We start from the raw sequence: 23,090 nt of genomic DNA on the forward strand, positions 1-23,090 counted from the left end.
CCGTCACGAGGCGCGCATATGGTCCGGGCGGGGGGACTCGAACAGGCCCCCCGCCCGGGATGAGGTGCTTATTCCACGCTCTCGCGGCGCGGACGGTCGCGGAAGTCGCCGCGGTCCCGGCGCGGGCCCCGGTCACCACCACGATCGCCGCGATCGCCCCGGTCGCGGCGCTCACCGCCCCCGAAGCCGCCCTCGCCGCCCTCGCCCTCGGGGCGGGGGCGCTTGGCGCCGACCTGCTCCGTGATGTCGGCGCCGGTGGCCTGGTCCACGACGCGCATGGACAGCTTCACCTTGCCGCGGTCGTCGAAGCCGATGACCTTCACCTTCACCTTGTCGCCCACCGAGACGACGTCGCCCGTGCGGTTGACGCGCTCCTGGCCGAGCTCGGAGATGTGGACGAGGCCGTCCTTGGCGCCGAGGAAGTTCACGAAGGCGCCGAAGTCGGCCACCTTCACCACGGTGCCCGTGTAGATCTGGCCGACCTCGGCCTCGGCGGTGATGCCCTTGATGCGGTCGATCGCGGCCTGGGTCGCCTCGGTGCTGCTCGACGCGATCTTGATCGTGCCGTCATCCTCGATGTCGATCTTCGTGCCGGTCTGCTCGACGATCTCGCGGATCACCTTGCCGCCGGTGCCGATCACGTCGCGGATCTTGTCCTTCGGCACGGTGATCACCGTGATGCGCGGCGCGGTGGCCGCCACCTCGGTGCGGGAGCCGCTCAGGCCCTTCGCCATCTCGCCGAGGATGTGCATCCGCCCGTCCTTCGCCTGCTCAAGCGCGATGCGCATGATCTCGAAGGTGATGGACGTGATCTTGATGTCCATCTGCAGCGCGGTGATGCCCGCCTCGGACCCGGCCACCTTGAAGTCCATGTCGCCGAGGTGGTCCTCGTCGCCCAGGATGTCGGAGAGCACCGCGAAGCCGCGATCCTCCTTGATCAGGCCCATGGCGATGCCGGCCACGGGGCGCTTCAGGGGCACGCCGGCGTCCATCAGGGACAGGGAGGTGCCGCAGACCGTCGCCATGGAGGAGGAGCCGTTGGACTCCGTGATCTCCGACACGACGCGAATCGTGTAGGGGAACTTCTCCTTCTCCGGCAGCAGCGGGTGAACGGCGCGCCAGGCGAGCTTGCCGTGCCCGACCTCGCGGCGGCCCGGGGAGCCCATGCGGCCCGTCTCGCCGACCGAGTAGGGCGGGAAGTTGTAGTGCAGCATGAAGTCCTCGCGGTACTCGCCCGCGAGGGCGTCGATGATCTGCTCGTCCTGGCCGGTGCCCAGCGTCGCCACGCAGAAGGCCTGCGTCTCGCCGCGGGTGAACAGCGCCGAGCCGTGCGAGCGCGGGAGGATGCCGACCTCGGCCACGATGGGACGGACGGTCTTCGTGTCGCGGCCGTCGATGCGCAGCCCCGTGTCGAGGATCGCGTTGCGGACGACCGTCGCCTCGAGATCCTTCAGCAGGCCCTTGGCGGCGGCGGCGTCGTAGCCCTCCTCCTCCAGCTTCGCGGCGATCGCCTTCTTCGCGGCGCCGACCTTCGCGTAGCGGGACTGCTTGACCGTCTCCTTGTAGGCCTCGGCCATGTCGGCGGTGCCGATCTCGGCGATGCGGGCCTTCAGGGCGGTCTCGGCCTCGGACGTCTCGGCGACGTTCCAGGCCTCCTTCGCGGCCACCTCGGCCAGCTCGATGATGCCCTGGATGACCGGCTGGAAGGACTTGTGGCCGAACTCGACGGCGCCGAGCATCACGGCCTCGGACAGCTCCTTCGCCTCGGACTCGACCATCAGCACGCCCTCGGCGGTGCCGGCGACGACGAGGTCGAGCTCGCTCGTCTTCACCTGCTCCAGCGTCGGGTTGAGGATGTACTCGCCGGCCGCGTAGCCCACCCGGGCGCCGGCGATCGGGCCGAAGAAGGGAATGCCCGAGATCGTCAGGGCGGCGGAGCAGCCGACCATCGCGACGATGTCGGGGTTGTTCTCCATGTCATGCGACAGCACGGTCGCGACGACCTGCACCTCGTTCCGGAAGCCCTCCGGGAACAGGGGGCGGATCGGGCGGTCGATGAGGCGGGAGACGAGGACCTCGTTCTCGGAGGGACGCCCCTCGCGCTTGAAGAAGCCGCCGGGGATCTTGCCCGCGGCGAAGGCCTTCTCCTGGTAGTTCACGGTCAGCGGGAAGAAGTCCTGGCCCGGCTTTACGGAGCGGGCGCCGACCACGGTGCAGAGCACGATGGTGTCGCCGAGGCGGGCCATCACGGCGCCATCGGCCTGGCGGGCGATCTTGCCCGTCTCCAGCGTCAGGGTCTTGCCGCCCCAGGGGATGTCCTTGCGGAAGTAGCTGTCGAACATGCGAACGTCCTGTCGGCCCCGCACGGCCGGATGCCGGTCGGGGCGGTGGTGCGGACGCGGGGGGTGAAGGGGGTTTCCGCCATTCCCCGGCCCTCCTTCGAGAGATGCGGGGATGCCCGGCGCTTCGGGCGGCATGGGGTCCGCGCGCGGGTCTTCCGCGGCGGGTATCCATGTGGCCGGAAACGCCGCGGCGCGGCCGGTTCCTGTCAGCCCACCGCGTGCGCGGAGGGCGGGCGAACCCCTGAAGGCGCGCCCGGCGGCGGGTATATGGCCGCTGGGGGGGCGGAAGGCCAGTGAAATCGGCGCCAGGGACGGCGGCTCAGTCCAGCAGGCCCTCGTCCAGCGCCTCCCGGAAGGCGGCGTGGTCCTGGCGGACGGCGCGGGCCGCGGCCGCGGCCGCCTCCCGCAGCCGGTCGTCGCCCTCGCCCAGCGTGGCCAGGGCGGTGCGGGGCAGGTCCGGCCCGGCGGCGATCAGGTGCAGGTTCGCCGTCTCCCCGCCCATCGCGGTCAGGATGGCCTCGGGGTGGTCGCGGTCCGCCTCCAACCGGTCGAGCTCGATCTTGTCGGATTCCGGCGACAGGCGGCGGCCGATCCAGCCCCCGGTCAGGCGCAGGAAGGGATCGCGCACGGCACGGGCGAGCGCGTCCAGCCGGATGTGGTCGGCCAGCGGATCCAGCCCCGCCTCCCCGGTGCGGAGGGCGGAGGGGGCGGCGGCCTTGATCTCGCGCGCGATCCAGCCGCCGTTCCACTCGGCGATGGCGGCGAAGCGGGGGCGCTCCCGGCTGCCCAGCCCGGCCTCCCGCGGCCCGATCCGGTGCGGCACCGCCCCTGGCGGCAGGAGGGAGAGCAGAAGGTCGCGCGCGGCCTGCGGCACGGGCTCCGGCCGGATCGCCTTGTCGCGGTCGAGCTTCCGCCACCACGCCGCCGATCCCGCACCGTCGAGGGCGGCGAGGTCGCGCAGCACGGGGTGGCGGTCCTCCAGCACGAAGGGCCGCGGCCGCCCCTCGCCGATCCGCTCGCGGTAGCCGGCCAGGATGTGCCCGATTGGGTCGGAGCCGAGCCGCCCGGGCTTGCGCTCCTCCTCCAGCAACGCGCTGGCCGCGAGGCGCAGGAGATCGGTGCCGAAGGGCCCTTCGGACGCCTCGTCCAGGTCGTTGATGCCCCAGACCTGCCGCCCCTCGGCGTCGCGCCAGGTGCCGAAGTTCTCGATGTGCAGGTCGCAGGTGGTGAGGAGGCGCGGTTCCTCCGGCAACCCGGCCGCGCGCGCCTGGGCGGGCCAGAGATGCGCCGCGCCGCGCAGGAAGGCGACGGGATCCCGCGCCATCCGGCGCCGCTTCTCCCGCAGCGCCGCCTCCACCGGCCTGAAGAACGGCCGCTGCCATGCCTCGTGCGCGCGCGTCAGGCGGGCGACCTCCCGCGCCGCGGGGCTCATCGGCGGGGGCCGGCGGCGAGTGGCCAGGGGCCAGGGCGGGGCGGTGTCATGGAAGGCTCCGGCGCATCCTGCCCGACGCGATGCCCGGATCAAGGAGCCCGGATCAAGGAGCCTGGATCAAGGAGAACGAGACCGGGGATGGCGCGGCGCGTTTCCCGCCGGGGCCGAAGCTGCGCTAAGACCGGCTTCAACGAATCCCGGGGAGTGAGACCATGCAACGCCGCATTCTTCTGGCCGCCGCCCTGGCCGCGCCCGCCATCGCCCGGGCGCAGGAGTCCTGGCCCGACCGGCCCGTCACCCTCATCGTGCCCTATGCTCCCGGCGGCTCGAACGACGTGGTCGCCCGGCTGATGTCCCCGGGCTTCGCCGAGACCTTCGGCGGCAAGGCCTTCCCCGTGGAGAACCGGGCCGGGGGCGGCGGGGCCGTGGGCATGGCCGCCGTCGCGCGCGGGCGGCCGGACGGGCACACGCTGCTCGTCTCCTCCGCCTCCAACCACATCTTCAACCACTTCGTGGTGCCCAATCAGGGCTACGACCCGCGCGAGGCGCTCTCGGCCGCCTGCATGTGGGTGGACGTGCCGAACGCGCTCGTGGCGCACCCCTCGCTCGGCGTGTCGAACGTGCAGGAACTCCTGGCGAAGGTGCGGGCGAATCCCGGGCTGGGCTTCGGTTCCTCCGGCACGGGCACGAGCAACCATCTGGCAGGCGAGTTGCTGAAGATGCGGACGGGGATCGACATGACCCACGTCCCCTATCGCGGCGGCGGGCCGCTGCTGAACGACATCGTCGCCGGCACGGTGCAGGTGGCGGTCATGAACCTGCCCACCGTCCTGCCGGCGATCGAGGGGAACCGCGTGCGGCTGCTCGGCCTCGCCACCAGCGAGCGCCTGCGGAGCCGCCCGAGCTACCCGACCATCGCGGAGCAGGGGGTGGAGGGCTACGTCGTCCGCTCCTGGACCGGCCTCTTCGCGCCGCACGGCACGCCGCGGCCGATCCTGGACCGGCTGGCCGAGACCTCGCGCCGGCTGCTGGACAGCGCGAACATCCGCGCGCGGCTGACCGACCTCGCCTCCGAGCCGATCTGGATGGGACCGGACGAGACGGACGCCTATGTCCGGTCCGAATGGGACCGCTGGGGCCCCATCGTGCGGCAGGCGGGGGTGACGAATACCTAAGGACGACCCGCGCGCGGCGCCGGCCCGGTCTTCGGGCGGGGAGGCGCACGCGCTGCTCCTGGCCGCGATCGAGGAGGGCCGCCTGCCCGCCGGGACCCGGCTGCGGGAGGCGGAGCTGGCGCGCGACCTCGGCCTCTCCCGCACCCCGGTGCGGGAAGCCCTGAAGCGGCTGGAATCCCAGGGGCTGGTGACGCACGAACCACATCGCGGCGCCGTGGTGGCGAGCCTGGACTACGCTCAGACGGTGGAGCTCTACCACATGCGGGAGGTGCTGGAGGGCACGGCGGCGGGCCTGGCCGCCCAGCACGCGACAGCGACGGAGGTGGCGATCCTGCGCGACATGGTCGAGCGGGACCGCGCCATCGCCGACGACCCCGCGGCCCTGGCGCCGGCGAACCGGCACTTCCACCGGCAGATCCACCTCTCGGCCCGCAACCGCATCCTGGACCGGATGCTGGACAACCTGCGCCTGTCGCTCGCCCTGCTGGCGGGCACGACGCTGCGCCTGCCCGCGCGCGGCCGGGCGGCGGTGGAGGAGCACGCGGCCATCGTGGAGGCGATCGCGGCGCGCGATGCCGCGGCGGCCGAGGAGGCGGCGCGGCGGCACATTCGGGCGGCCTTCGCGGCGCGGTTGGCGTTGGTGAACCCGGGGCCTGCGCGATGAAGCAGGGCTGGGGGAAGGAATTCCCCCAGACCCCCTTCTCTTTTTGTCAGGCTGCCGCGGTCCACCTCGGCCAATGACCCGCGGCAGCCTGACGAAAGAAGGGGACAGACGCATGCGTCTGGCGGGGGAGTTCTCTCCCCCGGCCTTCCTCAGACCAGCCGGACCCCACTGTGCTCCATCCGGACCTCCGGCGCCTCGGCCGGCGCGACCTCGCCCAGCTCCTCGGCGGACAGGGTGGCTTTGGCGGAGAGCAGGTGGTCGAAGTACGCGATGGTGCGGGTGAGGCCTTCGCGGAGGGGGACGCGGGGTTCCCAGTTCAGGGCGGTGCGGGCCTGGGTGATGTCGGGGCAGCGCTGCATGGGGTCGTCGGCGGGGAGGGGGCGGCGGATCAGTTCGGACCGGCTGCCGGTGATGTCGAGGATGTGGCGGGCGAGTTCGGCGACGGTGATCTCGTGGGGGTTGCCGAGGTTGACCGGGCCGGTGACGGCATCGGGGGCGTCCATCAGGCGCACGAAGCCCTCGATGAGGTCGTCGACGTAGCAGAAGGAGCGGGTCTGGCCGCCGTCGCCGTAGATGGTGATGGGCTGGCCGGTCAGGGCCTGGACGATGAAGTTGGACACCACGCGGCCGTCGTTGGGCAGCATGCGGGGCCCGTAGGTGTTGAAGATGCGGGCGACCTTGATCCGCACGCGGTGCTGGCGGTGGTAGTCGAAGAAGAGCGTCTCGGCCGCGCGCTTGCCCTCGTCGTAGCAGGCGCGGGGGCCGATCGGGTTGACGCTGCCGCGGTAGGTCTCGACCTGCGGGTGGGTCTCGGGGTCGCCATAGACCTCGGAGGTGGAGGCCTGGAAGATCTTGGCCTTGGTGCGCTTGGCCAGGCCGAGCGTGTTCACCGCGCCGATGACGCTCGTCTTGATCGTCTGCACGGGGTCGAACTGGTAGTGCACGGGGGAGGCGGGGCAGGCGAGGTTGTAGATCTCGTCCACCTCCACGTAGAGCGGGAAGGTGACGTCGTGGCGCATCGCCTCGAAGCGGGGATGGCCGAGCAGCGGCGCGATGTTGGACCGGCGCCCCGTGAAGTAGTTGTCCGCGCAGAGCACCTCGGCGCCCCCGGCCAGCAGGCGTTCGCACAGGTGCGAGCCAAGAAATCCAGCGCCGCCCGTGACCAGGACGCGCTTGCGGGCCGGAAGGACGCTCGAATCCATCCTGCGTTTACTCTCCTTCGGCTGGTTGGTCAGACTGCATGCGGCCCCGAGCGGCCGCAAGCGTGAGCGGCAAGCCCCCGGGCCGGGTTGGCCCGGACGCGGTGCCGCTTGCCGCGATCAGGGCCGCGCGACGGTTCGTGCGGCGGGAGGCCCCTGCCGCCCTTCGCGCCACGGCCTGCGCCGGGGAACCGGACGGAGGTCCCTAGTCCCGGCGCTTCTGGTCGCCCCGGTCGCCCTGGCCGGATGGCACCTCCTTCTTCGCGTGCCGCTTCACGTCCTGGCTCAGGGAGCGGCCGACATCGTCGCTCTCCTTGAAGGTGCCGTCCTCGTTGCGCCTGACATAGCGCTTGTCCGTGCCGGTGTGCAGGAGCTCCCGCTTGCTGTCCGTCATGTCGTCCATCCCGGATCGCGCGGCGGCCCGTGCCGCCGCCGCAACGGAAACGGGAGCGGGGAGTGTCGGTTGCCCTGAAGGACCGCGGGACGGAACCCGGCGGAATGGTCCTGCACCGAGCGAGCACGCCGTCCGAGGCGACGCGAGCTCCCGAGGGCTTGCTCCCTCTGGTCGGCCCGCGGCGGAGGATGCGTTGCACGGGGACGCGGCCTGGACGTGCTTCTCCGGCGCGTGCCCGCGGCCCCGTCCAGCGGGGGCCTCAAGCCATCGAGCGGGAGACCCTGGCGACGACCCGCATCATCGGCGGGCGCAGGCGCCGATCGAGAGAGGGGTAATCCTTCCTGACGAGCTCCGCCATCTTCGCGAGAAGCGTGAAGCGCGTGTAATGCGTTCGGACCCGCTCCGGAAAGCCGAATCGCTCATACAGGATCGCTGCACCGGAGGGCGCGCAATCCGTATCCAGGAGCAATCCCTGATCATGCGCCATCTGCATGCCGCGCGCGATCAGCACCTTGTTGGCATGGGGATTCGCCGTCTTCGCGGTGTCGTATGAGATGCGGTACAGCTTCACTGAGGTATCATCCCAGGTGTAGATCATCGCGGCGTGAAGGTCCTGGGCCTTGGCGCCTTCCGCAGCCCGCTCCCTCACGGCCAGGATGCGCGCCTTCCCTCGGGCGAGCGCATCGACGACGAACGCGCTGTCGATGTCCCATCGGCGGTAGTTGTTCTTCTGAGTGAGATTGGCGTCGTGGAACCGGATGAATTCCTCCAGGCCGATCTCGATGACGTCGAGCTTTCTCCCGGCCGATCGCGTCTGCTCCCGGGTGCTCTTGCTCTCGATATCGGCGGTCGTGTCCGGCCCGTTCTGCCTCGACTGGTAGATGAAGGTTCTGAGGTCCTGCGCTGCAAACCCCGCGTCACAGAGAACCTTCCTCATGAGCAGCTTGTCATGTTCATTCAGCAAGGGGCTGTCGGTGACGTCGTAGGAGGCGGAGATGCCCAGGCCCGCCACCAGCTGGGCCAGCACCAGGCCCTTGTCATGCTGGCTGAGGTCCTGACAGGAAAAGAGCCGGTGCACGCACGCGTTCAGCGACACCGTGCCGCGGCGCGATCCGATCTCGTCGCGCGCCGTGAAGACGTCCAGCGAACCGAGAACCCTGCCCTTCCTGACGATGCGCAGTTGATGCGTCTGGCCGGATTTTCGTTCCACGACGAGCGCCGTTCCGTGCCGGATCCGACTGGCCAAGCCGTAGCGCAGCTTATGGAGCGCGAAGGCCAGGCTTCCCTTCAGTCCCTCCCAGACAAGCCTTGGCACATGGGCGTCGGCTTTCGCCGGAGATGCCGTCCCGCCGTACTTCTCGAAGGAGGTGCTTGATCGCGTACCGCCCCAGTTTGCGGTTGCCGGGAGGAGTTCTCCTGGCAGGGCGGTGCTGCGCCGGGGATCGGCGTCATCGACGAGAACCCGGTCCATCGTTCCCCCACCAACACGATCCGAGGGTGTAGACCGTAACGGATTGGTGATGTCAACGATTTGAATCAGAGATAATGACGGGCAGATTGTCTTAAATTCGAGGCGCCCGCCGCTTCGTCCAGCAGTACGCGGACCGCTAATCCGGCGCACCCACAGAGACAAGTGTGGGAAGGCGGGATTGTGGCCAGTTGTGCCCAGCGATCTCGCCTATCGATCGGCCCGCCTTGCATTTTGTTCGACGATACGAGCATTGCGGCATGGAATCAATTGGATCGTTTGTGCCCCCTCAGATCGGGACTGAAGGGCACGCCGCCGCCCGCCGTGCTCACCTCATCCGCCGGCCGGGTGTTCCCAGACGCCCGGTCAGGTCGGAGCAGGATGACCAGCTGCTCATCCCGAGCACGCAGGTTTTGTCCAGGATTGAAGCGAGCGACGGAGATCTTGCTCCGGCCTGACGGCGCCAGGCGGCGGCTGCGGCGGGATGATCGGCCTGTCCGGGGACGTGCTCGAGGCACCGGTCATCGAAAGGATGAAGCCGGCGGCTCCCGACGCAAAAAAACGCCCACCCTCCAGCCGCGTTATCTGCCCCGATTCCCTGGAATTCGCCCATGCCCAAGTTCCATTTTCACCTCAAGGACGGGACGCCGCTGACGGATGCGAACGGCACCGAGATGGACAGTCTTGACGCCGCACGGCGGGAGGCATGCCAGCGGCTGATCGAACTGGCCTTGAGCGTGGGCGAGCGTCCCTGGACCCATCGCGTCTGGCAGGTGGACGTGACCAATGCTGCCGGTCTTCTCCAGTTCTCGCTCATGCTGACCGGGACGGACGCCCCATCGGTCCATTCATGGAGCGCCGCGCAGACGCAAGGTTCCGCACGGAGGTAAGGTTGTGTGGAGGCGAACTCGGCCGCCATTTAGCAGAGAGCGCGGGACGCTCAGCCCGGACCATCCGGACGCGCGGCGGTGAGCGGCATCAGGCAGCCGAGCGGTTGACCCTGGTCACGGCCCGTATGACCCAGGGGCGCAGGCGCCGATCGAGGGACGGGAAATCCCTCCTGATGAATGCCGCGAATTTCGAGAGAAGCGTGGCGCGCACGTAGTGCGTGCGGACCCGTTCCGGAAAGCCGAAGCGTTCATAGAGGATCGCCGCGCCGGGAGGGGCGCAGTCCGTATCCAGGAGCAGCCCCAGATCATGCGCCATCTGCATGCCCCGCGCGATGAGCACCTTGTTGGCATGCGGATTCGCGGTCTTCGCGGTGTCATAGGAGATGCGGTACAATTTGAGGGAGATATCGTCCCACGTGTAGATCATCGCCGCCTGAATGCCCTGCGGGGTCAGGCCGTCGGCGGATCGTCCCCTGGCGGCCAGGATGCGGGCTTTTCCGAGTGCGAGGGCATCGGCGACGAAGGCGGCGTCGATGTCCCACCGGCGATAGTTGTGCTTCTGCGCGAGATTGGCGTCGTGGAAGCGGATGAACTCGTCCAAGCTGACGTCGACAACCTCGAGTTTCCTGGTGGCCGATCGCGTCTGCTCCCGGGTGCTCTTGCTCTCGATGTCGGCGGTCGTGTCCTGGCCATCCTGCCGGGACTGGTAGATGAAGGTTCTCATCTCGCGCGCCGCAAAGCCCGCGCCGTAAAGCACCTCCCGCATGAGCAGCCGGTCATCCCCGTCCAGCAACGGGCTATCGGCGAAGTCATAGGACGTGGTGAGGCTGAAGCTTGCCACCAGCTGCGCCAGCACGAGGGCTTTCTCCTGCCTCGTCAGAGGCTGGCCGGAGAAGAGCTGATGCAGACATCCGTTGAAAGACACCGTGCCGCGGCGTGACCCGATCTCATCCCGAACCGTGGAGACGTCCAGAGACCCCAGGACCTCGCCAGCCCTGAGAAGGCGTACCTGCTGCGTGTGGCGGGACATCTGCTCGGTGACGAGGTTCGTCCCATGCCAGAGACGGCTGGCCAGCCCATAGCGGATCTTGTGGACCGTAAGGGCCAGCGTTCCCTTCAGCAGATCCAGGGCAAGTCGCAGGGGATGGCCGTCCACGCTCGCGGACGGTCCGGTATGGTCGGCCCTCTCGGAAAGCGCAGCAGGACCCCCACCGGGCCTGGACCCAGTCACGCGAAGCCGGTCTTCCGACAGCGCGAGGCTGTGCTGCGGCTCAGTGGTCGTGACGAGAACCCGGTCCACCGCTTCCCCCTGCCACCTAACGGACATGAGTGTAGAAAACGTAATGATTTCGTTATGTCAATTGTGATATGTGGCTTGGAGCAGAACGACAGTATCAATTTTTAGTTTCGGTCGACAGGTTGACCGTATCAGCCACAGTAACATTGCTCTCAGTTTTGAGAACGACTCGCGCCCCTTGCCGGGACACATGCCCTGTCGGAGTCCCGCCGCTGTTCGTGAGATCGTGTTCTGCCGAGCAACATTGCATTCCCGGCGCGGGCGCTGCCGCAGCCCGTCGTTTCCCCGCCGTCCCGACCTCGGAATTGACCGATCCGCATCCACCGTGGAACAGCACCTGCATGAGGGCGACCGGATTCCCCCCGCATCGCTGCCGGCGCGCCTCGGCCGGGCTTCCCTGTCCTTCAGGGGATGCACATGAGGAGCAGGCTGCCCTGGAAGGGGACGGTCAGGCAGTGAGCCGAAGACCGTACAGGGGGTGGACCCGCATCGCGTTCCCTGGAGAGAAGGGACGGGGCGGCTCCTCAGGGTTGACGACCGTCGGCGCAGGGCGCGGCGGCCCGCGTGGCCGAAGCCTGCATCATCCAACGGGTCGGCAGCGGCAACAACATCGGGTCCAAAGCCGATGTTGCGCCATGGCGCCACAGTCCTGAGCGGCTCCTCGCGCACCCTTCGCGCAACCCGCTCCGTTCACGTTCATGGCCTAAAAGACCCCCGACCGCGAATCAGGAGCCCCGGACAGGATGGCCCTGCTGCCCATCCCATCGGAGTGACTGCGTGCCGAGCCTGCCCGCGATGAACTGCTGCACCCGCCGGAAGGGCTGGGCCTGGAGGGACGGCACCTGACGCTGGCGAACACGAGTGCGGTGCCGGAGACCACGGGGTGGCTGCCGCCGAAGCCGCGCAGCACGGTCACGCTCTCCTAAACCGCTGGCCGGACGATCTACCGATGGCTCTGTAAGGCTGCAGGTGGCGATGGCGGGGAGGCGAAGGTGCGGCCGGTGCTGCGGCAACTCCTCGAGCACAAGGGCGCCGATCACCTGTTTGCACCGCTGTTCGATTGGATCGAGCGGCATGACCGCCAGCGGACGCCCCTAGGATCGACGCAGCGCAGGGCCGAGGCGGCCGTAAGCACCAGCCGCGTCACGACACCCGAGCGAGGAAATGAGCGCCACCGCGACGAAGGGGAGAGGCTTCGGCCTCCTCCACCATCGCTGTCGCCTCGATGCGGGCACCACATTTCATGGAGATCGAACAAGCAGCCATGTCCGTGGCGGACCCTCAGAAAGGATCATCACGCCTCCATCCGGAACATCAGGTCCTTCGCTGCGGGCAAGCCGTTCGGCTGAGACGAGATCCTTGCTGAGCCAGGGGATAGTCCGAAGGGGCTGGCCGGCCTCCGCCTGCGTTGTCACGCCAAGTGCCCCCGCGGCGGCCCAGCGAGCCAAATGTTCGCTGGGCTGATTCACCAAGCATTCTCCGAAGAACGAACTCGCATCCCAGTTGCGATGGTTTAGATGCAGATCGATCGGCTGAAGCCGAAAAAGTGCCACCCTTTCTAACTCCCTCACCACTTGCCCTCGGATGTGAAGCGGGTGTGGCGCCTTGAAGTTCCCTTGGAGGGAATGCACGGCACATCCGTGCAGGGCGCGCGGGAGATGATGGGGCAGGGCTGCCACCACGCCGCCATCGTGGCGGCACGCATGATGATCAAGTGGCATTAGCTGGGCCAACCTGCGGTGCGAAGCAGCACGAAAAAAAGCGGCACCCGAAGGCGCCGCCAAGTCTAGGGAGGAAACGTCCAAGAAAATTGCAGTCCCGAGAGGGGGGCTGCAAAGCGGGAATGCTCCCAGGTGGACCAAGGTTGCAAGCTTGGACGTGTCGCGTCTGTCATACGCGTGGCCTAACCCGGCTAGGCGTGTCCAGAATCAGCACGCTGCGGCGGGGCAGGCTGAGACCTGCCTCGAATTCCTTGACGGTGTCCATGGAGCAGAGCCCTCCTTCGATCCGGTCTCATCGAGTGCCGTCCCTGGGCGATGCTGCCGACCGAGGTGCTACGCTCGGTTGACGCACGGCGCCCTCACCATCGCCCTCGCACGCGAGTCAGACCTGACCGATCGAGCGGCTGTCTCTCGCGCACTCGGCGCCAACCGGCAGCTCGGCGAAGCCGATCCAAATCACGCCGACGATCGCGCGGCAGTCGGTGTCATGAGGTCCGTCGAGTGCCGTGAGAGTTGGCGCTTTTCGCGGAGACACTCGGGAGTTCGAAGGACTGGCAGACGAAGGAGCGAAGCGCTTGTCTGAGAGATGAGACGCTGCGCTCACTCACCCCGATCCACCTTCGGGCGGATGTATCTGAGGGCGGTCCGCCTTGGCCTCGCGATCGGACCTCGGAGGTTTCCAAAATAACACTCACGACTACGCCGCCCCTATTGCAACCTGTGGTAGAGTGAATCGGTTTCCTTATATCATACCGGAGGTGATCGTGCTGCGGGCCTGGGAAGTTCTCGTGTACCGACATGCCGGAGATGCTCGGCACCTCGGTCGCTACCTGGCTGTGGCCTCGACCGAGGAGGAAGCTCGCCACTTCGTCCTACTTCGAACGTCGGAAGCCCACCATCTGGTGGTGCAGGAGGCACCGGAAGGCGCCGCAGCACCGCTGCCGTACAACAGGCCTGGAGATGTGACCGCCGCGAGCGCCGCTCGCGAAATGTAGCACGGGCCTAAGCGCCCCACCGAACGACTTGCTGGTTGCCCAAGCCATGTCCGCGACAGCGGGGCTAGGCTGCACACCCCGGCCTCCAGAAACGACAAGGCAGAATACGGACTTCGGTGCGCTCCATTTCGGCTTGGCCATGCGCAACTGCCACATGTCTGCCCCAGCCATGGTGACAGGTCGGACACAAGTCGCGTCAACTCGACGTTGCGGAAGCCCTGACCAGGGGGCTCAAGCCTCGTCCTGCGTCGACGATGTGACGCAGGGAGACGATCAGAAGGCGACCCGAATACATTTTCTTCGGCATCCTACGCCGCCTGACCGCACCGTTTCGGCCGATCATCTCGGAGAAGCCGTTACCAGCGGCGGCCATTCTCGCGCTTGCGTCCGTTGTACACTTTGCCCTCGGCAATCCGTACTTGCGCGCGATGCTCGGACATGGCTGCTGGCGTCGTACTCATGTTCGATCCTTGGCCGTGGCCGGCGTCGTCTGGACCTTTCGGACCGGCGCGGCTGTGCTGTGTTCGTCCCGGGACCGTGGTGGGGCTGTCGCGGCAGCGGCACATACCACCGGTGGCAGAAGAGGCTTGACCCGGCCCTTGGGGTTACCTCGATGAATGCTGCGGTCAGCAGGAAGCAAGGTGAGCAGTGGTCATGTCTGCCCAGGTCCTGAACCCATCCGAAGCCGCCCAGCGGCTCGGCGTCTCCGCGAAGGCTCTGCGGCTGTATGAGGAGCGCGGCCTGCTGTGCCCCGTCCGGACAGAGGCGGGCTGGCGGGCCTATGGACCGCAGGAGATGTCCCGGGCTGTACAGATCGTGGCGCTCCGTGGTCTCGGCTTCAGCCTCGCTCAGGTGATGCGCGTCCTCGGCGGCCATCACGAAGGCCTGGAAGCGGCCCTGGCCGAACACCAAGCCGCCCTTGAGAGCCGCGTCCGCGAGACCGCCAGCACCGTGGAACGGGTGCGTCGCCTGCGGGGCGATATCGCCCAGGGCAGGCCGCCAGCGATCGGGGAGCTGGCACAACTGATGGAGCCTGCCGCCGAGCCAGTTGCCGTGTTCGAACTGCCGTGGCCCTGGGATGGCGAGCGCTTCGCGCTGCGCACCATCCGGGCGATCAACTTCATTATCGGCCCTCTAGGCAGCGGTAAGACCCGGTTCGCGCGGCGCCTTGCGGAAGAGTTGCCCGGTGCTGCTTTCCTGGGCCTGGACCGTCTGACTGAAGGTGGGGATGCCGTGACATTGCGGATGGTAGCCGATCCGGCACTGGCAGCCCGGGTAGAGGCGGCCCTGGCTTGGCTGGTGGAGGACGGCGCGTCGGCAACGGACGCCTTGCTGGCCCTCCTTGTCGACCTGGAGGACGGATCGGATGCCCTGGTCGTCGACATGGTCGAGCAGGGGCTAGGGGAAGCGACCCAACTGGCGTTGATCGCCTGGCTGCGCCGCCGTGGTCCACTTGGACGAACGCTGTTCCTGATGACACGTTCCAGCGCGATCCTAGACCTCGCCGAGCTTCGCACTGACGAGGCGATCATCTTTTGTCCCGCCAACCACAGCCCGCCTGTCCAAGTTGCGCCCTACCCAGGCTCTCCGGGCTACGAGGCCGTGGCGACCTGCTTGTCACCCCCTGCCGTGCGGTCACGGACGGATGGCATGATGGCGTACCTTCCGGGGGCGGGATGACAACCTGACGGCGGATGTCCCGTGTGGGGGCGGCGATGGTCGAGACCGGGTCGCCATCGTCCGTTGACGATGACAGCCCTTGGCTCCGTGACGCGCTCTAGGGCGCCCTCGTCACAGCGGCCTGGGCAGAGGATGCCATCAAGGTCTCCGAGGACTGCTGGCCCGTGGGGACGCGTGCCAGCCTTGCCCTGGCCCGGCCCCTTCACACGGCATCGCGTCGCTCAGATGCGAGGTGGACGGGCCGCCCGGACGTCCGCGGCGGACCGATCAGGGTCACCCAGCGGAAGACCGCCGCTCGCCTGGCCATCCCGATGCAGCCGGCCCTGCGTGAGGCGGGCGCGGCTCACCCGAACGATCGCCTGACACTCTTGATTGCCCAGTCTGGGGCCTTCACCCCGACGGGTGTTCTACGACTGGTTTGTGGACTGCGCGGGCAAGGCCGGGCCCCGAAGCGCAACGCGTGAACGGCCACGGGAAACCCCGTGCCGGCGGTTCCGAGACGCGGAGAAGGATTGTGCTGATCAGTGTGGTAGGGTGGCGGGTGGTGGAGCTGAGGGGAATCGAACCCCTGGCCTCGTCATTGCGAACGACGCGCTCTCCCAACTGAGCTACAGCCCCGTGCCACCGCTGCGCCGGCTTGGGGACCGGCGCGGGAGGCGGCCTTATTCCCCCAGCCGGGGGCGGCGTCAAGCGGTTCGCGGCGAAGGGACGGCGGATGCTGGACGGGTGGGGCCGGCGGCCCTAAACGGCGGCCTTCCGTCCGGGGGAAGGGGCTGGGATGACGGCGCTGTTCTGGCTGATCGACCAGGTGATCGGCATCTATGTCTGGATCCTCATCATCGCGGCCGTGTTCTCCCTGCTGACGGCCTTCAACGTGCTGGACACGCGGAACCGGCTGGTCTGGTCGGTGGGCGACTTCCTGTGGCGGGTGACGGAGCCGGCGCTGCGGCCGATCCGGCGGGTGCTGCCGAACCTCGGCGGCGTGGACCTGTCGCCGCTGGTGCTGATCCTGCTGCTGCAGGCGCTGCGGATCTTCCTCAACGTGACGGTCTTCCCGGCCCTGTACCGGATGATCTGACGTGGCGGCCGTGATCCTCGACGGGAAGGCCTCGGCGGCGCGGCTGCGGGCCGGGCTGGCGGAGCGGGTGGCGGCGCTGCCCTTCCGCCCCGGGCTGCGCGTGGTCCGGGTGGGGGATGACCCGGCCAGCGGCGTCTATGTCCGGTCGAAGGACAAGGCGGCGAAGGAGGCGGGCTTCGACAGCGCCACCATCCAGCTGCCGGCGGAGACCTCCGAGGCGGAGCTGGTCGCGCTGGTCGGGCGGCTGAACGCCGATCCGGCGGTGGACGGCATCCTGGTCCAGCTTCCCCTGCCGCCGCAGATCCGCACCCAGGTGGTGATCGAGGCGGTGGACCCCCGGAAGGACGTGGACGGGTTCCACCCCATCAATGCGGGCCGGCTGGCGGCCGGGCTGCCGGGGCTGGTGCCCTGCACGCCCAAGGGCGTGATGCACCTGCTGGCCGAGGCGGGCGTGTCGCTGCGCGGGGCGCGGGCGGTGGTGCTCGGGCGCAGCGCGATCGTCGGGCGGCCGATGGCGGCGCTGCTGCTGGCGGCAGATGCCTCCGTGACGATGCTGCATTCGCGGTCCCGGGACTTGGCCGACGAGTGTCGGCGGGCAGAGGTTCTGGTGGCCGCCGTCGGGCGGCCCGGGACCGTGCAGGGGGACTGGGTGGCCTCGGGCGCGGCCGTGGTGGATGTCGGCATCAACCGGCTGCCGGACGGGCGGCTGGTGGGCGACGTGGACTTCGCGGCGGCGCGGGAGCGGGCCGGCTGGATCACGCCGGTGCCGGGCGGTGTCGGGCCCATGACCATCGCCTGCCTGCTGGAGAACACGCTGGAAGCGGCGCTGGCGCGGCGCGGGGCGGAGCCGTTGCAGCCGAATGGCGGCGCGGCTCCGGCGGAGCCGCGGCCCGATGTCTCCTATGGCCATGCGCCGGGCGTGGCGTGACGCTGTTCCGCGTGGTGCAGGCGATCGGGGTGCTGGCGCTGGCGGGCTGCGCCGTGCTGGCGCTGCAGGGCACGCCGCTGCTGGGGCCGGAGTGGTCGCGGGCGCGGGTGCTGTATGCGGGGGCCGGGGCGGTCTCGGCATTGTCGCTGCTGGCGCTCGGGCGGCTTGGCGTGCTGTCGGTGCGGGCGGCGGCGGAGCGGGCGGAGATCCTGTCGCTTCTGCGCGCACGCGACGGGCGCTAGGGCGCCCAGCGTCAGGCTCTCCTTCCTTGGTCTGTCCGCAGCATCTTGCCGCAGGGTGTGTGTGGGCCGGGGCGATCTGCGCCTGCCGGCTGTCCGGTGACACGCCCTCATCTCCGGGATGTTCGCGGGTTCATGCCTTCGGGCGTCGGCACGCTGCGGCGATCTGCCGGAGGGCTTCATGACGGACAGGGCGGGATGAAACCGGCCGATCTGGTGCTGGCGGTGGCGTTCGTCCTCGTCTGGGGATCGGCGTTCAACGCGGCGCGCGTGGTGGTGCTGGAATGGCCGCCCTTCTGGTCGCTGGCGATCCGGTTCCTGGCGACGGCGCCGCTGTTGCTGGCGATCGCCTTCGCGACGGGCGCGCGGGTGCCGGCGGCGCCGGACCGGCTGCGGGTGGTGGCGATGGGGCTGCTGGGGACGGGCGGGTATCTCGCGCTGTCCTGGTGGGCGATGTCGCTCATCCCCTCGGGGCTGGTGGCGCTGATCATGGCGACAACGCCGCTCTTCGTCGCGCTGGGGGAGGCGGTGGTGTCGGGGCGCTGGCCGTCCTTGCCGGCCTGGATGGGGCTGGCGCTGGGATGGGCCGGCGTGGCGGTGCTGGGGGCGGCGCGGGTGGTCGGGCCGGTGGGGCCGGGGGAGCTGGGCGGGATCGGGCTGGCGCTGGCGGGGTCGGCGACGCAGGCGGTGGGGCTGCTGGTCTTCGCGCCGGCGCGGGGGCGGGTGGACCTGTGGTCCGCGACCTTCGGGCAGAGCGCGGTGAGCGCGGTGCTGCTGCTGGTGCTGGCGGTGCTGGTGGAGGGGGCGCCGCCAGACCATGCCTCGACCCGGGTGTGGCTGGGGATGCTCTACAGCGTGACGGTGGTGGGCGTGGGCGGCTACGGGATGCTGTTCGTGATGCTGCGGCGCTTTCCGGCGAGCATGGCCTCCGCACTGCAGTTGCTGGCGCCGCCGGTCGCGGCGGTGATCGGGTGGGCGGCGCTGGGCGAAGTGCTGGACTGGGCTGACCTGATCGGCGGGGCGCTGACCCTGGCCGGGCTGGTGGTGCTGTTCCGGGCCCGTGCGCGGGGCGGGTAAGGAATCCCGACTTCCCTGGCGTTGCTCCAAGCCATTGATTCGAATGCGCTTGATCCAGCGTCTTCCTTACTTTCTTACCGCCTTACTTCCTGGCGGCCCCTTCTCCATAGGCCGCGGCAGCCTTCCCAGGGGTCCGGGGACCTAAGAGTCCCCGGCGGGAGGGTCCGGGAGGGCGGCGCCCTCCCGGGGCGGTTCGCGTGGTGGTGCCGATGATGGGTGAATGGCACCACAGATGTTGTGAAAAGTCAAGAAAATCAGCGGGTTTGCATGCCCGCCATGGCCGACGCGACCGCTTGATCACGCGGGTCGGGGCTGGCGGAGAGGCCGGCGGTGACGCCGGCGCGGTCGGCCTCGGGGCGGTTCTGGGAGAGTTTGCGCTTGCCGGAGAGGCGGGTGATGGCGAGGCGGATGCCGATGATCCCGCGGAGCTGGGCGGCGGTGAATTCGGGCGGGGCGTCGGAGACGGCCCAGGGGTCGGGGCGCGCCGCCTCGTGCCGGGTGGTGAGGCGGGTGACGGCATCCCGCAGGCGGTCGGGGTCGTCGAAGGTCTCGACGTCGCACTCGGCGGTGATCGCCTCGTAGTTCCAGGTGGGGACGACGCGGCCGTGCTCCTTCTTCGATTCGTAGAAGGAGGGGGAGATGTAGGCCTCCGGCCCCTGAAAGAGGACGAGGGCGCGGGCGGTGGCGGGCAGGGCCTTCGCGTGCGGGTTGGCGCGGGCGAGGTGGCCGAGGAGGTGGTCCGGGCCGTCCAGCAGCAGGGGCAGCGGGGTGACGAGGGGGATGCCATCCGGGCCGTTGGTGGCGAGGAGGGCGAGGCGGGATTCCGCGATCTGCGCGCGGAGGAGGTCCGGGTCGTCCTCCCGGAAGGCGGGCGGGGTGTACATGGGGCCAGGGTAGCAGGGGCGGTGCTGCGGACGCGACAGCGGTGTGGGAGGAAGGGCGGGGGAAGGTATTCCCCCGCGCCCCCTTCTATTTTTGTCGGGCTGCCGCAGACCGCGGTGATGGGGTCTCCGGACGGGAGAGGGCGTGGCGGGGGAGAGGGGGTTCCTCTTCCCCGCCACGGGGTCAGAGGGCGCCGCCCTTGCGGCCGGCCATGGCGCCGAGGCGCAGGCGGAGCGCGTTCAGCTTGATGAACCCTTGCGCGTCGAACTGGTCGTAGGCGCCCTGGTCTTCCTCGAACGTGACGTGCTTCATCGAGTAGAGGCTGTGCGGGCTGCGGCGGCCGGTGACGAGGACGTTGCCCTTGTAGAGCTTCAGGCGGACGTCGCCGGTGACGCTGGCCTGGGAGGCATCGGCCATCGCCTGGATCATGCGGCGTTCCGGGGAGAACCAGAAGCCGTTGTAGATCAGCTCCGCGTAGCGGGGCATCAGGCTGTCCTTGAGGTGGGCGGCCTCTCGGTCGAGCGTGATGGATTCGATGGCGCGGTGGGCGGTGTAGAGGATGGTGCCGCCGGGGGTTTCGTAGGCGCCGCGGGACTTCATGCCGACGAAGCGGTTCTCGACCAGGTCCAGGCGGCCGATGCCGTTTTCCTTGCCGAGGGCGTTCAGGCGGGTCAGCAGGGTGGCCGGCGATAGGGGTTCGCCGTTGATCGAGGTGGCGTCGCCGCGGGTGAAGCCGATGGTGATCTCGGTGGGGGTGTCGGGGGCGTCCTGGGCGGGGATGGTGCGCTGCCAGACGGTTTCCGGCGGCTCGTCCCAGGGGTCTTCGAGGACCTTTCCTTCGCTGCTGCTGTGCAGGAGGTTGGCGTCCACGGAGAAGGGGGCCTCACCGCGCTTGTCCTTGGCGATGGGGATCTGGTGGGATTCGGCGAATTCGAGGAGGCGGGTGCGGGAGGTGAGGTCCCATTCGCGCCAGGGGGCGATGACCTTCACGTCCGGCTTGAGGGCGTAGTAGCTGAGTTCGAACCGGACCTGGTCGTTGCCCTTGCCGGTGGCGCCGTGGGCGACGGCATCGGCGCCGACCTTCTCCGCGATCTCGATCTGGCGCTTCGCGATCAGGGGGCGGGCGATGGAGGTGCCGAGGAGGTAGCAGCCTTCATAGAGGGCGTTCATGCGGAACATCGGGAAGACGAAGTCGCGGGTGAATTCTTCCCGCAGGTCGTCCATGAAGATGTTCTCGTCCCGGATGCCGAGAAGCTTCGCCTTGTCGCGGGCGGGGCCGAGTTCCTCACCCTGGCCGAGGTCGGCGGTGAAGGTCACCACTTCGCAGCGGTAGACCGTCTGGAGCCATTTGAGGATGACGGAGGTGTCGAGGCCGCCGGAGTAGGCGAGCACCACCTTCTTCACGTCTTTCACGCGCATCGGCAGGGGACCTTGGTTGGGCCGGGGCCGCGGGGTTGGGTGCGGCGCCGGGGCGGCAGGGCTGGCGCGTGGCGCCGGCCGCTTGCGTGTGCCGCAGCGGGGGCCTGGGGGCAAGGCGGGGGCACGTACAAAGCGGTATGCAAGTCGCCGAGCAGCAACTCGGCCTGCTAAGCTAGACGGTTACTCCGACAGTCTGCTAATCTAATTGCGGAGTTGCCGCTATGTTGGTGGGACGAACACCTGCCAGACACCCCAAACAGCGACCACTACGACGAGAAGGCCAAATGACAGAAAGCCTCGAACTATGAATTCGTGAGCCATTCTCAACGCAGATACTTTAGCGTTAATTGCATCTCTGTTCCGCCTCGTAGCTATCAATAGCTCAGCAGTTAGTGCGGCGGCTTTGTTTCCTTCAGTAGATCGCCACAAGCGGGTCAGGTCGTATGTGTCCAGGCGCACATATGTTCCCACTGTCATGGTGCGAAATGCCCATAAGCCTGCCCAGGCAATGTAAAGAACCCCTATGGCAAGCAGAGGCAAGCTTAAGAATTTGGGTGTCGTGCCAAGTTTAGAGTCCCACACCGCGTTCTCAAGATACGTGAGCAAAGCCATGAGTGGCGCAATTACAAGAAGATACGTAGATGCCTTGCTTTCCGTTGACTGCCGTCGCCCCTCCTCCTCCGAGTAAAGGCGTTTTGCCTCTTCTAACGCCAATTCAGAGCAAACGTCCCAAGATGTGCTCTTGATGTCATGAACATCGTCAAGGTTTCCGTGCCTTTGAGTGGATAGCTCACTAGCCCCCCAACCTTCGAGCGTAGGCCAGATTAAATCGGTAAAGCTCCGAATATTGCTCATGACAATGCAATGGCCTGTAATGTGTCGACAATTGCTGCTGAGATCGGCAAACCAGTACGGTTTTCAATCCATGCCCATTGCCCGTTTGGATTTATCTCTAAGAACCAATATCTTCCGGCTTTGTCTAAAACCATATCGATCGCGCCGAAACGCAATCCGAGTTTCTTCGTCAAATCAATGCAGGCGCTTTCTATTTCGTCCGGAAGGGCGTGAACTTTGTGAGGTGTGTCGGGATGGGATCCTTTTCTCCAGTCAACTTCTGTTTCAGTTTTATGTTGAGAGTGAATTTCGACGGCAAATACGCGATCGGCAACAACAGTTATGCGCAGGTCAAAAGCTTTGAAAATCTCGCGCTGAAAAATAATCGGTGCCGCAGAAACTGCTGCTGATGGCATATTGCTGAATTGCTCAGTTACCCTGCTCGTAAAAATAACACGTTCCTCTCCATCATCATCTAGGAGAGCCTCGCGCAAAGGTTTTGCGACGGTGTGCCCGCCGTTGGCGAACTCCGCCGCCATGTGAAAGGCATTTGTTATAATCGTTTGAGGTATTGAGAAGCCAAGAGAATAGGCGGTGCTTAGTTGCAAAGACTTGTTCTCTGCACGAAAAATTGCTGTGGGCGAATTAAGCCACTTGCCATCGAGTACTCCGTAAATCGAACGCAGCACTTCAGACCACTCATGAGTTGCATAGAGGCGCTCAGGTAGCGACTTTACCTGACTATTCACGGATACCGCCCCAGGTCGTCGAAAATACGCCGCAGAAACACGCTTCGAGGTTATAATATTACTGCCCAGATTGATTGTCCAGCACGCCTCTTCCGGACGGAACCAAACTTGAGCTTCGGGCAAATCTTCTGTGTTGAATCGAAAATATTCCATATTACGACGTTTCAATTCAAGGATAATGTAATCGCTTGTAATATCTCTACGGTTGGTTATAACTAGAATCATCTACCGGTCGTCTCGCTCTACTTTCACCTCCGTTTTCGTCGCCAACTCCAAAATTGCCAGATCTCGTAAGCTTGCGTCATCCCGCTCCTGTCTCACCGATGTTTTTGTCGTACCTTCCATCAACGCAGGCCAAGCTTGATCATCTTGCTCCTGCTGAGCCTTCGTTTTTGTGGTCAACTCAGCAGAATGCGCGCAAACTTGGACAAGAGGTTTTGGCCCGGAATTCGTTTCTACAACCCAGACTTGTTGATCAGGACAATAGTGCCCAGGAATCGAGTTGTCCCCTGAACGAGCAACTGCCAAAGTTGTTAGAAGCGGACGTACGGAGATAAATTCACCTTCGACTTGAGCTGTTTTCGTCATCGCGTGCGATCTCAGTCTTGTGGTTGGGTTGGACGTGTT

At 67.3% G+C, this 23,090-nt stretch carries 17 protein-coding genes, 1 tRNA gene and 1 pseudogene; 8 read left to right on the top strand and 11 right to left on the bottom strand.

The window, feature by feature from the left end; all coding sequences use genetic code 11:
• Nucleotides 1-68: 68 nt before the first annotated feature.
• Both pnp and ACP6CK_RS19385 read right to left on the bottom strand, forming a co-directional pair.
• Nucleotides 69-2,342 (bottom strand): polyribonucleotide nucleotidyltransferase, encoded by a 2,274-nt coding sequence (pnp, locus tag ACP6CK_RS19380; protein WP_426954944.1) that lies wholly within the window; start codon nt 2,340-2,342, stop codon nt 69-71.
• A gap of 319 nt (nt 2,343-2,661) precedes the next feature.
• Complete coding sequence (locus ACP6CK_RS19385) at nt 2,662-3,774, bottom strand: DUF2252 family protein (protein ID WP_426954945.1); 1,113 nt, start codon at nt 3,772-3,774, stop codon at nt 2,662-2,664.
• A gap of 212 nt (nt 3,775-3,986) precedes the next feature.
• Here ACP6CK_RS19385 and ACP6CK_RS19390 point away from each other — a divergent pair, with 212 nt between their 5' ends.
• Both ACP6CK_RS19390 and ACP6CK_RS19395 read left to right on the top strand, forming a co-directional pair.
• Nucleotides 3,987-4,949, top strand: coding sequence for a Bug family tripartite tricarboxylate transporter substrate binding protein (locus ACP6CK_RS19390; RefSeq protein WP_426954946.1), 963 nt, complete (start codon nt 3,987-3,989; stop codon nt 4,947-4,949).
• Nucleotides 4,950-5,001: 52 nt separating this feature from the next.
• Entirely contained in the window at nt 5,002-5,613 is a 612-nt protein-coding gene (locus tag ACP6CK_RS19395; RefSeq protein WP_426959953.1) for a GntR family transcriptional regulator, read from the top strand.
• A 149-nt stretch (nt 5,614-5,762) separates the two neighbouring features.
• Here ACP6CK_RS19395 and ACP6CK_RS19400 read toward each other — a convergent pair whose 3' ends face one another.
• The 3 genes from ACP6CK_RS19400 to ACP6CK_RS19410 all read right to left on the bottom strand — a co-directional run bounded on the left by ACP6CK_RS19400 (nt 5,763) and on the right by ACP6CK_RS19410 (nt 8,677).
• Nucleotides 5,763-6,815: a UDP-glucuronic acid decarboxylase family protein gene (locus ACP6CK_RS19400; RefSeq protein WP_426954947.1), complete on the bottom strand. Its 1,053-nt coding sequence runs from the start codon at nt 6,813-6,815 to the stop codon at nt 5,763-5,765.
• A 202-nt stretch (nt 6,816-7,017) separates the two neighbouring features.
• Nucleotides 7,018-7,206, bottom strand: a complete 189-nt coding sequence (locus ACP6CK_RS19405) for a hypothetical protein (protein ID WP_426954948.1) — start codon at nt 7,204-7,206, stop codon at nt 7,018-7,020.
• Nucleotides 7,207-7,465: 259 nt separating this feature from the next.
• Complete coding sequence (locus tag ACP6CK_RS19410) at nt 7,466-8,677, bottom strand: hypothetical protein (protein WP_426954949.1); 1,212 nt, start codon at nt 8,675-8,677, stop codon at nt 7,466-7,468.
• A gap of 608 nt (nt 8,678-9,285) precedes the next feature.
• Between ACP6CK_RS19410 and ACP6CK_RS19415 the strand changes: the two genes are divergently transcribed.
• Nucleotides 9,286-9,564, top strand: coding sequence for a DUF6894 family protein (locus ACP6CK_RS19415; protein ID WP_426954950.1), 279 nt, complete (start codon nt 9,286-9,288; stop codon nt 9,562-9,564).
• 88 nt (nt 9,565-9,652) lie between these two features.
• Here ACP6CK_RS19415 and ACP6CK_RS19420 read toward each other — a convergent pair whose 3' ends face one another.
• Nucleotides 9,653-10,720: a hypothetical protein gene (locus ACP6CK_RS19420; RefSeq protein WP_426954951.1), complete on the bottom strand. Its 1,068-nt coding sequence runs from the start codon at nt 10,718-10,720 to the stop codon at nt 9,653-9,655.
• A 3,511-nt stretch (nt 10,721-14,231) separates the two neighbouring features.
• On the opposite strand from ACP6CK_RS19420, the gene ACP6CK_RS19425 reads away from it, so the two are divergent.
• Nucleotides 14,232-15,257, top strand: coding sequence for a MerR family transcriptional regulator (locus tag ACP6CK_RS19425; protein WP_426954952.1), 1,026 nt, complete (start codon nt 14,232-14,234; stop codon nt 15,255-15,257).
• Between the two features lie 542 nt (nt 15,258-15,799).
• On the opposite strand, the gene ACP6CK_RS19430 is transcribed toward ACP6CK_RS19425, so the two are convergent.
• Nucleotides 15,800-15,875 (bottom strand) — tRNA-Ala (locus ACP6CK_RS19430).
• A 160-nt stretch (nt 15,876-16,035) separates the two neighbouring features.
• Between ACP6CK_RS19430 and ACP6CK_RS19435 the strand changes: the two genes are divergently transcribed.
• The 4 genes and pseudogenes from ACP6CK_RS19435 (at nt 16,036) to ACP6CK_RS19450 (ending at nt 18,579) form a co-directional block, all read left to right on the top strand.
• A complete protein-coding gene (locus ACP6CK_RS19435) occupies nt 16,036-16,335 on the top strand; it encodes a YggT family protein (RefSeq protein WP_426954953.1) in 300 nt (99 codons plus the stop codon).
• 1 nt (nt 16,336) lies between these two features.
• Nucleotides 16,337-17,173 (top strand): annotated as a pseudogene (gene folD / locus ACP6CK_RS19440) (bifunctional methylenetetrahydrofolate dehydrogenase/methenyltetrahydrofolate cyclohydrolase FolD); the annotation flags it as partial.
• Between the two features lie 86 nt (nt 17,174-17,259).
• Complete coding sequence (locus ACP6CK_RS19445) at nt 17,260-17,505, top strand: hypothetical protein (RefSeq protein ID WP_426954954.1); 246 nt, start codon at nt 17,260-17,262, stop codon at nt 17,503-17,505.
• Nucleotides 17,506-17,700: 195 nt separating this feature from the next.
• The gene (locus tag ACP6CK_RS19450; protein ID WP_426954955.1) at nt 17,701-18,579 is read left to right on the top strand and encodes a DMT family transporter; all 879 of its coding nucleotides are present in this window, start codon (nt 17,701-17,703) and stop codon (nt 18,577-18,579) included.
• 254 nt (nt 18,580-18,833) lie between these two features.
• Here the strand turns inward: ACP6CK_RS19450 and ACP6CK_RS19455 are convergent, their stop codons facing one another.
• The 4 genes from ACP6CK_RS19455 to ACP6CK_RS19470 form a co-directional block, all read right to left on the bottom strand.
• Nucleotides 18,834-19,463 carry an FMN-binding negative transcriptional regulator gene (locus tag ACP6CK_RS19455; protein WP_426954956.1) on the bottom strand — a complete coding sequence of 210 codons (630 nt, stop codon included), beginning with the start codon at nt 19,461-19,463 and terminating at the stop codon, nt 18,834-18,836.
• 181 nt (nt 19,464-19,644) lie between these two features.
• Nucleotides 19,645-20,880, bottom strand: a complete 1,236-nt coding sequence (locus tag ACP6CK_RS19460; RefSeq protein WP_426954957.1) for an argininosuccinate synthase — start codon at nt 20,878-20,880, stop codon at nt 19,645-19,647.
• A gap of 851 nt (nt 20,881-21,731) precedes the next feature.
• Nucleotides 21,732-22,688, bottom strand: a complete 957-nt coding sequence (locus ACP6CK_RS19465; protein ID WP_426954958.1) for a hypothetical protein — start codon at nt 22,686-22,688, stop codon at nt 21,732-21,734.
• Nucleotides 22,689-23,051 carry a hypothetical protein gene (locus tag ACP6CK_RS19470; protein ID WP_426954959.1) on the bottom strand — a complete coding sequence of 121 codons (363 nt, stop codon included), beginning with the start codon at nt 23,049-23,051 and terminating at the stop codon, nt 22,689-22,691.
• Nucleotides 23,052-23,090: the final 39 nt, after the last annotated feature.

The organism is Muricoccus radiodurans (genome assembly GCF_050154705.1).
GTDB lineage: Bacteria > Pseudomonadota > Alphaproteobacteria > Acetobacterales > Acetobacteraceae > Roseomonas > Roseomonas radiodurans.